Origin of the sequence: Pseudocitrobacter faecalis, assembly GCF_965231525.1 — a bacterium.
Taxonomy (GTDB): domain Bacteria; phylum Pseudomonadota; class Gammaproteobacteria; order Enterobacterales; family Enterobacteriaceae; genus Pseudocitrobacter; species Pseudocitrobacter faecalis.
This window is the reverse complement of the sequence record NZ_CBDDNJ010000003.1, coordinates 103,725-116,678: the sequence shown is the minus strand read 5'-3', so window position 1 is coordinate 116,678 and position 12,954 is coordinate 103,725. Positions and strand designations below refer to the sequence as shown.

Sequence of the window (12,954 nt, the reverse complement as noted above, 5' to 3'; positions counted from 1 at the left end):
GGGTTTAAAAAGGTCGCCCCCGAAACGGAGGCGAATTTTGTGAATATCACAAGCACAAATGAGTGCCATCTTCCGAGGCCATCATGATTGTGACATCTGCGGTTACAGGATCTGACTTAATCACAACCTCAGTGGGTTTGAAAAAGCCATCTACAGTGGGCATGGGGTAATAAAGACGAATCTTTCCCCAATTCTTGTTGTCGGTAAAAGCGACCTTTGTTTGAGCAACACAAAGCTGCAAAAACATGAAAAGGAAGTCTTCTACCGAGTGCTTACCATCTGCACCAAATACTCCATCGACAATTGCCGGGGTCACTGCCACATTGGTCAGGAAACCAGCTTGTTTACCGATGGAAGATTGGTCCACCAGCAGACCATCATTGATGGCTTGTTGACGGATTTGGGCGAGGTCCAATTTAGCTACTTGGTTCATAAGGTGTACTCCAAAGTTAATGGGTACACCTACCCCGTGCGGGGAAGTGTACCCGCATGGGTTATTGAAAGGTCACGGCCAAAGCCGAGCTTTAAGGTTCCGAGTTTTACGCTGGCTGAATGCGCCAAAGAACGGTCGGAGGAAACGAGTCAGCGACACGCTTCACATTCGCGTAAAGAGTGTCCTTAAAGACACGCTCTAAGCGACGACCACCTTGACGATAAACCAACTTAAAGTCTTGGAATTTGTTCATGGATACCTCCAGAAATAACGGGAGGTATCTCCAGCAGGAGATAGACTCCCGCAGGGATTAATAAATTAACGTTAATTTGCTGTTTGTTTTTGGCGACCAGCTATCGCACGCTTTCGCCCTCAGGGAGGACAAAATCTGCTTACTGATGGCTTAACCATGAGTAAGAAGACTTGGGAAGTAAAGCAGGGGTTTCCCCCTGCCTTGTTATGCCGCTTTGAGGTGGCGAGAGAAAAAGTCCCTGGTTTGCTGGATAGCGCCCCGGAGAAGTTCTCGTCTGTAGCCAGCGTAGCTCTTGTCATCACTGGCAACGGTCAAGCCGTGCAGACTCTCTTCACCCAGGACAATCTCGTTTTCACGAGAGAGTACCTCAACACGTAGGCCAAGCACTCGCTCTTTCCCTTCCAGGATAGAACAAATTGTTTGGTCTCTTACTTCGTCATCCCAGTGGCCCATATCGAAATCCCGCTCAGGGAGTTCAGTAACACGCACCAGGTAGTTTTCAGTGGCCCGTTCCCAAACCACTTCATCTTCGCATGGAGAGGCCTCGATCAGCGAGTACCCGTCCGCTTCGAGCTTCTTGGAAAGACTTTTTACATCATCCGCCAGCTCCAGCACAAAGCGTTCCCAGAGGTCTTGCCAGCGCTCGACCATATCCTGGTTAATCCCTTCAATGCCGGTGCCAATCATGGAATCATCATCAGGGAAGATCCCTGTGAAGTCCACGTTGTCGTCGATGTTCATGCAGTTCCAATGGCTGTAGTGATGCCCGTGACTATTCCGAGTAATGGACAGGTCACAGGAACCATATTCGCGGAGGACAGAAAGCATATTCTCAATGTCTTTCTGTGCCATCAGGTTCTTCACGCGGCTGACAGCATCCACTTGGCCGGGCTCAGTGCTGAATAGGCGATTCATGAGAGCTTTGACGTCATCAACGCTCAAATCCCCGTAGAAGGCTACGCCATCCCCCTGGCAGTATCCGAGACTGTACTCAATCGTCAGATCATCCGGGTATCCACACTTAACCAGTTCGTTTTGAAAATGCTGTTTAATCATTGGTATCTCCTTAATTTCAGAGGGAGACACCATCCCCTCAGGGACCGATGTCCCCCGTGGGGTTAATGTTTGGGTTAAGAAGCCTTGCGGCTTAATTCAGTATCAAATCGAGGACCTTTGAGAACCGCAGTTTTCATAACCTCGAAGTTTCTTGGGTAACGCAGCTTTGAAACTGCGCCAGCTCGGATGTCGGCAGCCTCACTTGGAGAGACTAGCCTTAACCCTTCGCTGGTTTCAGCGTAGAACCAACCGGCATAACGCTCATAGGCATTCTGCTGGTACTGTTCAGTCGCCATATTCTTCCGGATCGCCTCTGTTAAGGCCTCAACAACACCGTCATCTTTCGTGATGATGTTGAAAACATGAGAGACGGTCAGGAAGTTCCCAAAGAAGCAGGCTGCCCCAAGCCAAGGCTGGAACATTTCGCCATTTCGCCCCGTCCTCACCATTGGTTCAAACGGGTATGGGCGATAACAGTGATACTGCTCAAACATCGGGTCAAGAACGTTGTCACCCAGGACATCCAGTAAAGTCTGAATGCTGTCCGGGTCTTGGCCTGCCCACTTACTCCCATTGCTGAGAATCAGTGTTTTACCGTCAGTACGCTCCAGAGCTTGTTCAAAGTTAGACATAGTGCATTCCTTTTGGTTAGGACGCACCACACCCTCTCGGGATGATGCGCCCGAGTGGGTTAGTTGAGAAGGCTTAGCCGTCAAGTCCGTAAATTACGGCGGAGCCGGGCTCCATCTCGACAACTTGTGCGCTTCCTTCTTCTATCAGCTCCTGCATGTAACCAGACTCAGCATCCGGATTACGTTCGCAGTGTTCGTCCCAGCGTTTCAAAAGCCCTTCTGTGGCTTGTCCGTGGGTCTCACCAAGGCCGATAAACTCATAGTGTCCTGTGTTTACGATGATCACCACCATAGCTAGTGCTCTCCTACAGGTCACTTGGTACATACAGGTCATCTTTGATGGCAGAAAAATCGACAGGAGACTGGTCCCCATAGGTTCGATTCACGCCACCAGCATCATCGACACTGACAAAAACCGTGCGGAGTAAACCGCTGGGCTTTGCAGGGTAAACGATGCTGACATGCTGACCTTTGTACTGTTCTGACAAAGTGCTTTGAAGCTCATCAACCGAACGGAATTTCCGGTCGCGGCCAAAGTCCTTAATCTTGATGTCGCCAGGGATTGGATTAGTCATCGTTACCCCCTGCCAGCAGTTTATCTACTGAATGGCCGAGTCCGTTACCAAACCATTTGTCCAGAGCGTCGATTTCCGGGAAGTCCGATTTCACCTGAGCAACAACACGTTCCATTTTGCTGAGAGCATCCTGGAACTCAAGGCCATTACCTGCGGCCACCTCAAGTTTGCACTTGATGTAAGCGGAGTAGGTATCACAGGCCTTAACCAGTGATTGTTCATAGCCACCGGGAGCGAAGGCTATGGCGACTGCATCCTGGAGTTCTTCGGGAAGAGTCTGGATGAGTTTGTCCTCTGCGGCCTTTTCCAGTCGTTCAAACTCACGCTGCAAAACAGCGTTTGCTTTCTTGACCGGTGTTACAACATCCGAACAGAGAACCTCGGCTGCATCATGCAACGAAGCATGAGCAAGCATGACTGCCAGATCCACCGACTTCCCTTGCTGAATGGCAATATTGCCAGCCAGGTAGGAAAGCAGGGTAACAACAGCGCTGTGTTCCAACACAGACTCCGGTTGAACAGAGTGCATCAGTGACCAGCGTTTGATCAGGCGTTGGCGCAAGGCCAGAGCTAGAAAGCCGAAATTTGAATTAGACATAGTGCCTCCAAAATTGGTTGGAGGTACACCAAAGCCGACCGGGCCTTGGTGTACCCGGTTGGGTTACTTAGTTATCTCGGGTCAAGCTGCTTAGCTATAGCGAGTAAAAACGGATGGAATGGATGATCTTGCGGGACACCCCCAACAAGCTCACGGGCTAAACCGACTGAGTTTGTAGCCAACACCTCTTTGACGGCCAGAATGATTTCATTGTCGATTTCATCCTGGGTCTTTCGTTGTTGGTCCACCAGCCGACTTAACTTGTCTAGGCTCATGCTTCTCTCCTTTGTTTGTGGGAGAGAACCCAGGAGGGGTTTCCTCCCGAGGGGTTAGGTTATTGCTGTTTTGGGCCAGCTACCGTTATAGCCAGCAAGCGCTGACAATGAACAAAGAGTATGACAGCCACCTAAAAGGGTAAAACGCTGTAATTGCCCTTTTGGGGTGCAAAAGAAAAAGCCCTCCCGAAGGAGGGCTTTTTATGCGGCCAAGGACAAGCCTTGCTGTCCTCTTTGCAACTCTGTGTCGTCGCGGCGATGTAAGCGTTGAACCGCCTTGATCATCGTTCTGACATGTCGCTCCAAAGAGGCTGGATGGCGTTTTGACAGTAGGTTGATCCAGTCGAGATAGATAGCAAGCGCGGAACCTTCGGTTAGGGCTGCCTGTATCGCCTCATACTGCCCTACGGCACTCTGGACCACATCATTCACCCACTGGGCGTCAGTATTGTCCAAGAGCTCGCAGAGGGCCGTATAAGCCTTCCTTCTGGTCGCGGCCATGTAACGACGAATGTTGGCGTTTCCGCTCCCCTCTCGCCCTTCCATGACGCTCATACAGAATGCGCTGGAGTAACAAAGCATCGCGTCAGTCACGTAGTTAAACCATCGCTCCTGATGCCGTTTCTGTTCTTCCATTGCTTCCTGGTCAAGTTGCTTCTCGATGAACAACCCCGTCGGAGTACGGTGGTGCAGATGGTACTTGAACGTTAAGTGCAAGTTGACCCACCAGCGTACCGTTGCCAGTCTTCCCTTGATTTTTCGCTTCACCAGATCTTTGTACTTAGCATCGCTAAGCACTTTGACATCCTTGCGCTGTTGGATTCCTTCCATCGTCTGTAGCCCTGTAAGGCCCATCTGGTGGTAGGTTTGACCTCTTTGCATCATACGGTGATACAAAGCGCCTTTTCCTTTCGCAAGCTGGATTGCTCCGAACCGAAGGTAGAACTGCGCTGCACTACCGGGCGTATAATGTCCCTTCAGTACAGACTCCCTTAGTCGCGGGTATTCGTTCCAGATGATGAACGCAGCGGAGTCGGGATCGACTTTCACTTCATCATCTTCTGCGAAGCAAACCACCCTTCTCTTTCCGTCTGCGGTATTGATCACTTGCGCTGCCAACGGGTCATCCCCGCCGTCAAAGTAAGCCATTTCCGCTAACGGATCGGCCAAGCCATCAGAAAGCGAACCATCGCCCCAGCGACCAACCTTCAACCACAATGGCTTCGGAATTGGTGACTGAGGAACGGTTTCACACTGCGGCTCGTCTTCCAGCAAGTCCAGATCACCCATCGACCAAACCCTGTGGTAAATCTCCAGGGCATGGAAAGGCTTATCATTGAAATGATGGAAGGCCCACATGAAGTCGATATGGACTAAAGCCTCTTCCGATATGATCCGGAATTGTGGCTCTGCCATTCGACGGTTCCAGTCGTTATCCTCTGCTTGACCAGTAGCCAGCTTGTATGCCAGCTCATCAGCTCTCTTTTGCTCCATGTAGTCCATGCTGCAACAGACATGAAGCAATCGTTCTAGGAAAACAGGACTGTAAACGTCCGGCTGTATTTTGATGTATCCGCCCTCGTAAATCGTTCGACCTACGGGATGGCGGTCTTCCCATGCGTACCGGCGTTTTGCCAAGTAGCGCTGGATGCGGTTCAGCCCCGACATATAGCCATGCCTTTCAGGGTCCGTGGCAAGCAACGTCTCCATTGACTTATCCAACCCAACAGCCTGGCAAGCCCAGCAACCGAAGCGAGCGCCACAGGCGTCACTGGCCTTCTTCTCTGTTGCCGACCACACGCACTCCCCTGTTGCCGCCTTGTAAAGCTCTGCCGTAGTGACATTGCTCTCCAAGTAACTTGGCAGAGGATATGCTGAGCCCATGCCAGCGGATAGTAAGAACTCCCAGACATCACTCGCCAACCAGTTTTTCACCACATACAGCTCACCCCCATCTTTCGTCTTAATGACGCGATCTGAGCTTCCTCGCTGTTTTGCAATGTTGGCCGCACGAATAGTGCTTTCAGCATCACGACTGCCCAGCAAAAGGCAGACTTTCTGTCGAACCTCTTTGGGAAGCTCTCGCATATAAGCTGCCTTCGCTCTTTTGGCAGAGGTGATTTTTAAATCCTGGCTACACTGGCGGGCCGTGGAGTTGGAAAACGTAGGCAACCCCCTCCCAGTAAGGATTCGGCCCGTCCAACTCTGCGAGATCCCAGGCTTTGCTAGAACGATGGTCAGAGGAAGGTTTTCCTTCGCAATGAAACGCTCCAGCTCGGCCAGTTTCTGATCCGCCAGCCACCTTACCTCTGGGCTTTCGATCAGTGTGTCAGTGTGCAAGATGAAGTGGTGCTGGCTGATGGTCGCCCCACTCCTTACAGCCCGGATCAGGGCCATCAGGAACAGGTGCAAGACCGTTTCAGAATCTTTACCACTGGAATAGCCGATCATCATGGTCCACCCATCAATTAAGGCCGTGTGAATGGACTCAACCGATGACGTGATCAACGATGACAGACTGGTTCCTCTACTGGCATCAACGAAGTTCAAATCCTCGTTATCAGTCAGTTCTGACCAAACAGAATCCCACTTATCCCCACGCAAAAGCACTGGGATGGGTTGTTCTGATAGATCAAAGTTTAATGTTTGTTGCATAGGGCCTCCTGGATTAGCAGGGTGCCCATCCCTTCCGGGAAAGCACCCCGGTAGGGTTAAAATTGAATCCTGGCTATCAGACCTGAACTAGCTGCTACTCGACATCTGGTTGTCTTCGTATTGCTGCTTGGCCTGTTTCACCAGATCAATGTCACCGTCTTGCAGCTTTTGAATATCAAGCTGTAGACGAGCCTTGTGTTTCAACAGTTCAGCGACCGCATTATCAATGTGATCAATGAGCGATTGGTTTTTTTGGATGGTGTAACTGTTGAGTTCATCGAGCAGGGGCCATGCAACACTCGAATGAGTGTTGAGCAATGGGTACTCTGCTTCGATCTCACAAACCACACCGTTTGCTCCTTCTCTGTAATGAGGGAACCCGACACGCAGACCGATACGACGATCCAGCGCTGCATTTACAGTACATTCCAAAGAAGTTCGGTTTGAAAAAACATCGTTGACGTTTTTAGACATGCTATATCTCCGTTCAGTTTATGACGGAGCCCCCCTAACAGGAGGTGCTCCCGTCAGGGTTGATAATTTGCTGTTTGTTTTTGGCAGCCAGCTACCGCACTTGAGCGCCTAAGGCACTTTCCGAAGCACCCTGGGAAACCGAGATGCTTGGGAAAGCGCGGGGTTTCCCCCTGCGCTGATTACCCTTTTTAAGGGGCCGGTACGCCGATTTCTCGGCGCACTCAGGTTGAAGCTACACAGTCAAGAACCAACGTTTCATAGGGACGGTGATGTCTATCATCCCGTTTCCACATGGATTCTGGCCCCAGAATCTGTAGGTCGTCTCATAGAAGTCAAACTCAGACAAGGACTGAATCTGCGCTTCTGAGATCGGCTCAAATGGTCCACCGCAACCGATGTGCATATTGAGCCCATAATCTCGAAGCTCTAGCTCTCCGAGATTTAGCGTCTTCCCGCCCACACAAGCAACCAAGTTCTGGTTTCTGACGTCGCCTTCTTTGAACAGCAAAGCTGACTCATCGTAGCTCCCATATTGGTTGGTAAACTTCACAATATGCCCGTGCTTAGGTGAGGTTTGTTCCGACAACTCTTTCAGTAATCGCTTTACGCTTTGAAATCTCGCGTACAGAGCTGGCGTAAACTGCCCAGAGTAGTTCAAGTTTGGGCAGATCATTTCAAGCATCTCATCAGGTACAGATTCAAGCCCCATTTGCGCGGCCAATGGCTTCGCCTTTTTCAGACCTTCCTCAAGCACTCTCTGATTTACAAGTTGTTCTAATGTGTTCATTTGACTCTCCACTTTCGAGAGAGCAATGCAAGCCGTCTCCGGACTTACATTGCCCGTTAACGGCTTTATTGGTTTATCCCAAGAGGTACGGAGTGAACCGCCCCGGAAATCCTGGAGACTAAACTCCCTGAGAAAGAGGTAAACAGGATGACTAAAAATACTCGTTTTTCCCCCGAAGTCCGTCAGCGGGCGATTCGTATGGTTCTGGAAAGTCAGGATGAATATGACTCACAGTGGGCGGCAATTTGTTCCATTGCTCCAAAGATTGGCTGTACGCCGGAGACTCTGCGTGTCTGGGTTCGCCAGCATGAGCGGGATACCGGGGGCGGTGATGGTGGGCTCACCAGCGCTGAACGTCAGCGTCTGAAAGAGCTGGAACGTGAAAATCGTGAACTGCGCCGCAGTAACGATATCCTTCGCCAGGCTTCCGCTTATTTTGCGAAGGCGGAGTTCGACCGCCTCTGGAAAAAATGATGCCACTGCTGGATAAGCTGCGTGAGCAGTACGGGGTCGGACCGGTATGCAGCGAACTGCATATTGCCCCGTCAACGTATTACCATTGTCAGCAACAGCGACATCATCCGGATAAACGCAGTGCCCGTGCGCAGCACGACGACTGGCTGAAGAGAGAGATACAGCGCGTATACGATGAAAATCATCAGGTGTACGGTGTGCGTAAAGTCTGGCGTCAGTTGTTACGGGAAGGAATCAGGGTGGCCAGATGTACAGTGGCACGTCTCATGGCGGTTATGGGACTTGCCGGTGTTCTCCGGGGTAAAAAGGTCCGTACGACCATCAGCCGGAAAGCCGTTGCCGCAGGCGACCGCGTAAACCGTCAGTTCGTGGCAGAACGACCTGACCAGCTGTGGGTGGCTGATTTTACTTACGGTGTGCCCGGAGTTCAGGGCGGGCATGGATGCTTAAATGAACCGCGAGTCTGTCTGGAATATTGAACCGGTAACTCACGATGAGAAACCCAACAATCCCACCGGGTGTGACGGTGGAGAACCTGAGCGGCAGTGACCTGCGGCATGCCCGCAGGGTGATGTAACCCGCTGACAACGGGGATTGAGGCGAGATCACTAAGCCGAGATGATCCTCAAGGTTAAGTACTGAAAGGCTGAAGAACATGAACCCGTTAATCCGCCTCTGTGGGTTGAAAACGTCACCACGGCCTACGTGATCTGACAGGCCGTGCAGGAGGAACTGGCAGTGATACGTAAGCACTGCCGGTCGAAGGTGTTTTGACATGTATGCGAAACACCGGGGCAGCAGCGTCTATCACGCTTGCGTTGCTGACTTCTGCCAACTTGCGGCAAGCAAGGATAAAGAGTGCGACGGGCAGCCTCCTCAGTATGCCTGAGTCCAGGCAGGTAAACCGGGGAAGGTCAGCGACGGATGTTAAGGGGGCATGGCTCCGATGACGCGCTGGCTGGCGGAGCTTCCGTAGTAGTCCGCGATGGGGAAAGCCCATTACATGGCGAAGGGAAGCAGTTTGAATGTGTTTGCGACGTGAATTAACTGACCTAACGAGGTGAAGACCTTTGATAATCAGCGAAATGCAACGCAAGCTTGCCACATGGGCGGCCACCGATCCGTCCCTACGGATTCAACGGCTGCTGCGTCTGATAACACAACCAGAATGGCTGGCTGAAGCGGCGCGGATCACGCTTTCATCAAAGGGGGCGCATACCCCCGGCGTTGATGGCGTGAACAAAACAATGCTACAGGCCAGACTGGCTGTTGAGCTGCAAATCCTCAGGGATGAATTACTCTCAGGCCACTACCAGCCCTTGCCCGCCAGACGGGTTTACATCCCTAAAAGCAACGGCAAACTGCGACCACTGGGTATCCCCGCGTTGCGGGATCGTATTGTTCAGCGGGCCATGCTGATGGCGATGGAGCCGATATGGGAGAGTGATTTTCATACGCTCTCATATGGCTTCCGGCCTGAGCGCAGTGTCCACCACGCGATCCGCACGGTGAAATTACAGCTCACAGACTGCGGTGAAACCCGGGGACGCTGGGTGATTGAAGGCGACCTGTCCAGTTACTTCGACACCGTACATCATCGACTGCTGATGAAGGCTGTACGCCGCAGGATCAGTGACGCACGTTTCATGACTCTGCTGTGGAAAACCATCAAGGCGGGACATATCGATGTCGGTCTCTTTCGGGCGGCCAGTGAAGGTGTGCCACAGGGCGGTGTTATATCGCCGCTATTATCGAACATCATGCTGAATGAGTTCGATCAATACCTGCATGAGCGCTACCTGAGCGGGAAAGCCAGAAAAGATCGGTGGTACTGGAATAACAGTATCCAACGGGGCCGAAGTACGGCGGTCAGAGAAAACTGGCAGTGGAAACCCGCGGTGGCGTACTGCCGCTATGCCGATGATTTTGTCCTCATCGTCAAAGGCACCAAAGCACAGGCGGAAGCCATCAGGGAGGAGTGTCGGGGTGTGCTCGAAGGCAGTCTGAAACTCAGGCTGAACATGGATAAGACTAAAATCACCCATGTTAATGACGGCTTTATCTTTCTGGGGCACAGGATCATTCGCAAACGCAGTCGTTATGGCGAGATGCGAGTGGTCTCAACGATCCCGCAGGAGAAAGCCAGAAACTTCGCCGCATCGCTGACAGCACTGTTATCAGGCAACTACAGTGAAAGCAAAGTCGATATGGCTGAACAACTCAACCGAAAACTGAAAGGCTGGGCCATGTTCTATCAGTTCGTTGATTTTAAGGCCAAAGTCTTCAGTTATATCGACCGTGTCGTGTTCTGGAAGCTGGCTCACTGGCTGGCCCGCAAATACCGTACAGGTATCGCTTCCCTGATGAGGTGGTGGTGTAAATCACCGAAACCGGGTCAGAGCAAAACGTGGGTTTTATTTGGTAAAACCAATCACGGCAAGCTCAGCGGCGAAATACTGTACCGGTTGGTGGGGCAAGGCAAGAAGCTGTTCCGCTGGCGGCTACCCGAAGGTAATCCCTATCTGAGGACGGAGACCAGAAACACGTATACATCGCGCTTTACAGAAGTGGCAATGGCGTTCGCCAGCATTTAAATGGAGAGCCGGATGCGCTGAAAGGTGCACGTCCGGTTCGGGGAGGAGAGGCAGGGAAATAGTCCGACTACGCCCTGCCTCTTACTCTACTCAGCACATGGCAGGGCTTCGTCTATGTGGCGTTTATCATTGATGTGTTTGCCGGATACATCGTGGGGTGGCGGGTCTCATCGTCTATGGAAACGACATTCGTGCTGGATGCGCTGGAGCAGGCGTTGTGGGCCCGTCGTCCGTCTGGCACCATCCATCACAGCGATAAAGGCTCTCAGTATGTGTCACTGGCCTATACGGAGCGACTAAAAGAAGCCGGATTACTGGCATCAACAGGGAGTACAGGCGACTCGTATGACAACGCGATGGCTGAGAGCATCAATGGTCTTTACAAAGCGGAGGTAATACACCGTAAGAGCTGGAAAAACCGTGCAGAAGTGGAACTGGCCACACTAACGTGGGTGGACTGGTATAACAATCGACGATTGCTGGGAAGGCTGGGCCATACTCCTCCGGCAGAAGCAGAAAAAGCTTATTATGCTTCCATCGGAAACGATGATCTGGCAGCCTGAGTTCACAGATAAAACACTCTCCAGGAAACCCGGGGCGGTTCATAATAGTCGAAAGCAGAGACTCGGCTTCGCTCTCGATTTGCTCCAGAATGTCTTTCCATTCCCAGTGCTCAAACGGTTGCCAAACGACCAGATCCTCAGGCTCGTCTCCCCGTTCGACACACTCAGACAAATACTCATAAGCCTTGCACCAATTCTCTTGTTGGCCCAGTTCACTGAGCACTAGAGCGGTAGCATGACCGTATGCGATTTGTTCAACTTTGGTATTGATAGACATAGTGTTTCTCCTCGTAATGGATAGAGGAGCCCCACCCGCAGGAAAGGCTCCTCCGGATGGGTTAAATTTCCAAGGTCACATCGGTTTTTGCTTTAGCGCAGCAAACCAACACTTCCCCTTCTTTGACAAATGCGATGGGCGTCTCGTCATAGGCCACTTGACCTTCGAGTAGACGAACCCGGCACATGCCACAAAAGCCACTGCGACAATGCGTTTCAACAGTGAGGCCTTTGCTTTCGATTTGCGCCAACAGCACATTGTTGCTGGCTTGAAGTTGTACGTTCATGGTCACGCTCCTTTGTTGTTGATGAGCGCGACCAATCCCCTCCGGGATGTCACGCCCCGGTTGGGCTACTCAGCAAGTGCATAGACACCTACCTCGATGCGAATAAAGAACCTGGCATCTTGAAGAACTTGCCTGACCTTTGCTTGCCAGTGGTTGTTCTCTCGATGCTTTGCGTAGGGTTCAATCTCTTTGTAAATCTGCTCCAGCTTCAACGTTTTCCCCTGTAGGGTTCGGCGTATTGCAGCTTTCCACGTAGTCGAAACCATATTGGTTGCTCGACGGTGTACGGCAGCAAGAAGACAGAGCGATGAGGCAACGTCGTTACGACGAAACACCAACAGCTTTTCATGGGCGATACGCACCAGCTTCCCGGAATACTGAGTTCGGTCACTCACACAGTTGTGCTGTGTTTTGATGATCTCATCCACCAGCTTCCCAGGTGCGATACGTTCCACAAGGCTGGACAGGTTGAAATAATCCCCATCGCGCCTCAGGTTTCCCATGAGGATTCCGTAATGCCCTCCTCGCTCACAGGCGTCATGAATATTCATAACGGCCAGCTCAAGGGCTTCAACGAACTCAGGCAAATTCATGCGGCTCATATCCCATTTGTTGGGCTCGCCCCACTGCTTACCTGAATACTGGATCATGTCCCAGTAAGGAGGGTGCCACCAGATCAGGTGTGCAGGCTCTCCGAGGAACGAAAGGAAGTCATCCCGCAACAGGTTGAACCCCTGATGCAAGTCTGTCCCTTTGAAACGGACACCAAGTTCATTGGCAACGTCGATGCTAGAGCCACCCCCAACACTTGGGTCTGCCACCAGCCCGTTCGGCTTTCTCATGTAAGACTCAATGAAGTCTTTAACGATAAAGCCCGAGCAGTTGCCTCGGTACTTGTTGTTTCCGTAAGGCCCCCTGTTTTCGTAGGAGCATACTGATGATTTGAACATGGCGTCCTCCATCATAGATGGGGCGCACCATGCTCCCATCAGGGGCCGGTTCGCCCCTGGTTAGGGATTAAG

At 51.7% G+C, this 12,954-nt stretch carries 13 protein-coding genes, 2 pseudogenes and 1 other annotated feature; of the genes and pseudogenes, 3 read left to right on the top strand and 12 right to left on the bottom strand.

Annotated elements, in window-relative coordinates:
• Positions 1–46: 46 nt before the first annotated feature.
• From ACOXYR_RS24370 to ACOXYR_RS24325, 10 genes are all read right to left on the bottom strand, one after another.
• Positions 47–433 carry a hypothetical protein gene (locus tag ACOXYR_RS24370; protein WP_001077335.1) on the bottom strand — a complete coding sequence of 129 codons (387 nt, stop codon included), beginning with the start codon at positions 431–433 and terminating at the stop codon, positions 47–49.
• Positions 434–890: 457 nt separating this feature from the next.
• Entirely contained in the window at positions 891–1,742 is an 852-nt protein-coding gene (locus tag ACOXYR_RS24365; protein ID WP_000595210.1) for a hypothetical protein, read from the bottom strand.
• 74 nt (positions 1,743–1,816) lie between these two features.
• Positions 1,817–2,374 (bottom strand): hypothetical protein, encoded by a 558-nt coding sequence (locus tag ACOXYR_RS24360; RefSeq protein WP_000064432.1) that lies wholly within the window; start codon positions 2,372–2,374, stop codon positions 1,817–1,819.
• Positions 2,375–2,447: 73 nt separating this feature from the next.
• Positions 2,448–2,666 (bottom strand): hypothetical protein, encoded by a 219-nt coding sequence (locus ACOXYR_RS24355; protein ID WP_000260293.1) that lies wholly within the window; start codon positions 2,664–2,666, stop codon positions 2,448–2,450.
• Between the two features lie 13 nt (positions 2,667–2,679).
• Positions 2,680–2,949, bottom strand: coding sequence for a hypothetical protein (locus ACOXYR_RS24350; protein WP_000184110.1), 270 nt, complete (start codon positions 2,947–2,949; stop codon positions 2,680–2,682).
• Entirely contained in the window at positions 2,942–3,547 is a 606-nt protein-coding gene (gene yfbR / locus ACOXYR_RS24345; protein WP_000071870.1) for a 5'-deoxynucleotidase, read from the bottom strand. Before yfbR ends, ACOXYR_RS24350 begins: the two co-directional genes overlap by 8 nt.
• Positions 3,548–3,618: 71 nt before the next feature.
• Positions 3,619–3,822, bottom strand: a complete 204-nt coding sequence (locus ACOXYR_RS24340) for a hypothetical protein (RefSeq protein ID WP_000050848.1) — start codon at positions 3,820–3,822, stop codon at positions 3,619–3,621.
• A 201-nt stretch (positions 3,823–4,023) separates the two neighbouring features.
• Positions 4,024–6,477: an adenine nucleotide alpha hydrolase family protein gene (locus tag ACOXYR_RS24335; RefSeq protein ID WP_001187970.1), complete on the bottom strand. Its 2,454-nt coding sequence runs from the start codon at positions 6,475–6,477 to the stop codon at positions 4,024–4,026.
• An 87-nt stretch (positions 6,478–6,564) separates the two neighbouring features.
• Positions 6,565–6,951 carry a hypothetical protein gene (locus ACOXYR_RS24330; RefSeq protein WP_000042274.1) on the bottom strand — a complete coding sequence of 129 codons (387 nt, stop codon included), beginning with the start codon at positions 6,949–6,951 and terminating at the stop codon, positions 6,565–6,567.
• A gap of 232 nt (positions 6,952–7,183) precedes the next feature.
• Entirely contained in the window at positions 7,184–7,738 is a 555-nt protein-coding gene (locus ACOXYR_RS24325) for a hypothetical protein (RefSeq protein WP_001093868.1), read from the bottom strand.
• Positions 7,739–7,885: 147 nt separating this feature from the next.
• Here ACOXYR_RS24325 and ACOXYR_RS24320 point away from each other — a divergent pair.
• The 3 genes and pseudogenes from ACOXYR_RS24320 to ACOXYR_RS24310 all read left to right on the top strand — a co-directional run.
• Positions 7,886–8,625 (top strand): annotated as a pseudogene (locus ACOXYR_RS24320) (IS3 family transposase); the annotation flags it as partial.
• Positions 8,167–8,283 (top strand) — a sequence feature (AL1L pseudoknot). (Overlaps the previous pseudogene by 117 nt.)
• A gap of 672 nt (positions 8,626–9,297) precedes the next feature.
• A complete protein-coding gene (gene ltrA / locus ACOXYR_RS24315) occupies positions 9,298–10,806 on the top strand; it encodes a group II intron reverse transcriptase/maturase (RefSeq protein WP_001189111.1) in 1,509 nt (502 codons plus the stop codon).
• A gap of 83 nt (positions 10,807–10,889) precedes the next feature.
• A pseudogene (locus tag ACOXYR_RS24310) lies at positions 10,890–11,369 on the top strand (IS3 family transposase); the annotation flags it as partial.
• 338 nt (positions 11,370–11,707) lie between these two features.
• Here ACOXYR_RS24310 and yfaE read toward each other — a convergent pair.
• Positions 11,708–11,932 carry a class I ribonucleotide reductase maintenance protein YfaE gene (yfaE, locus tag ACOXYR_RS24305; protein WP_001102700.1) on the bottom strand — a complete coding sequence of 75 codons (225 nt, stop codon included), beginning with the start codon at positions 11,930–11,932 and terminating at the stop codon, positions 11,708–11,710.
• Between the two features lie 65 nt (positions 11,933–11,997).
• On the bottom strand, positions 11,998–12,882 hold the full coding sequence (locus ACOXYR_RS24300; protein WP_000477209.1) for a hypothetical protein: 885 nt from the start codon (positions 12,880–12,882) through the stop codon (positions 11,998–12,000).
• Positions 12,883–12,954 lie beyond the last annotated feature (72 nt).

Excerpts from the sequence above, each read along its gene's own strand:
- ACOXYR_RS24370 (WP_001077335.1), bottom strand. The coding sequence starts at position 433 with ATGAACCAAGTAGCTAAATTGGACCTCGCCCAAATCCGTCAACAAGCC.
- ACOXYR_RS24365 (WP_000595210.1), bottom strand. The coding sequence starts at position 1,742 with ATGATTAAACAGCATTTTCAAAACGAACTGGTTAAGTGTGGATACCCG.
- ACOXYR_RS24360 (WP_000064432.1), bottom strand. The coding sequence starts at position 2,374 with ATGTCTAACTTTGAACAAGCTCTGGAGCGTACTGACGGTAAAACACTG.
- ACOXYR_RS24355 (WP_000260293.1), bottom strand. The coding sequence starts at position 2,666 with ATGGTGGTGATCATCGTAAACACAGGACACTATGAGTTTATCGGCCTT.
- ACOXYR_RS24350 (WP_000184110.1), bottom strand. The coding sequence starts at position 2,949 with ATGACTAATCCAATCCCTGGCGACATCAAGATTAAGGACTTTGGCCGC.
- yfbR (WP_000071870.1), bottom strand. The coding sequence starts at position 3,547 with ATGTCTAATTCAAATTTCGGCTTTCTAGCTCTGGCCTTGCGCCAACGC.
- ACOXYR_RS24340 (WP_000050848.1), bottom strand. The coding sequence starts at position 3,822 with ATGAGCCTAGACAAGTTAAGTCGGCTGGTGGACCAACAACGAAAGACC.
- ACOXYR_RS24335 (WP_001187970.1), bottom strand. The coding sequence starts at position 6,477 with ATGCAACAAACATTAAACTTTGATCTATCAGAACAACCCATCCCAGTG.
- ACOXYR_RS24330 (WP_000042274.1), bottom strand. The coding sequence starts at position 6,951 with ATGTCTAAAAACGTCAACGATGTTTTTTCAAACCGAACTTCTTTGGAA.
- ACOXYR_RS24325 (WP_001093868.1), bottom strand. The coding sequence starts at position 7,738 with ATGAACACATTAGAACAACTTGTAAATCAGAGAGTGCTTGAGGAAGGT.
- ltrA (WP_001189111.1), top strand. The coding sequence starts at position 9,298 with ATGCAACGCAAGCTTGCCACATGGGCGGCCACCGATCCGTCCCTACGG.
- yfaE (WP_001102700.1), bottom strand. The coding sequence starts at position 11,932 with ATGAACGTACAACTTCAAGCCAGCAACAATGTGCTGTTGGCGCAAATC.
- ACOXYR_RS24300 (WP_000477209.1), bottom strand. The coding sequence starts at position 12,882 with ATGTTCAAATCATCAGTATGCTCCTACGAAAACAGGGGGCCTTACGGA.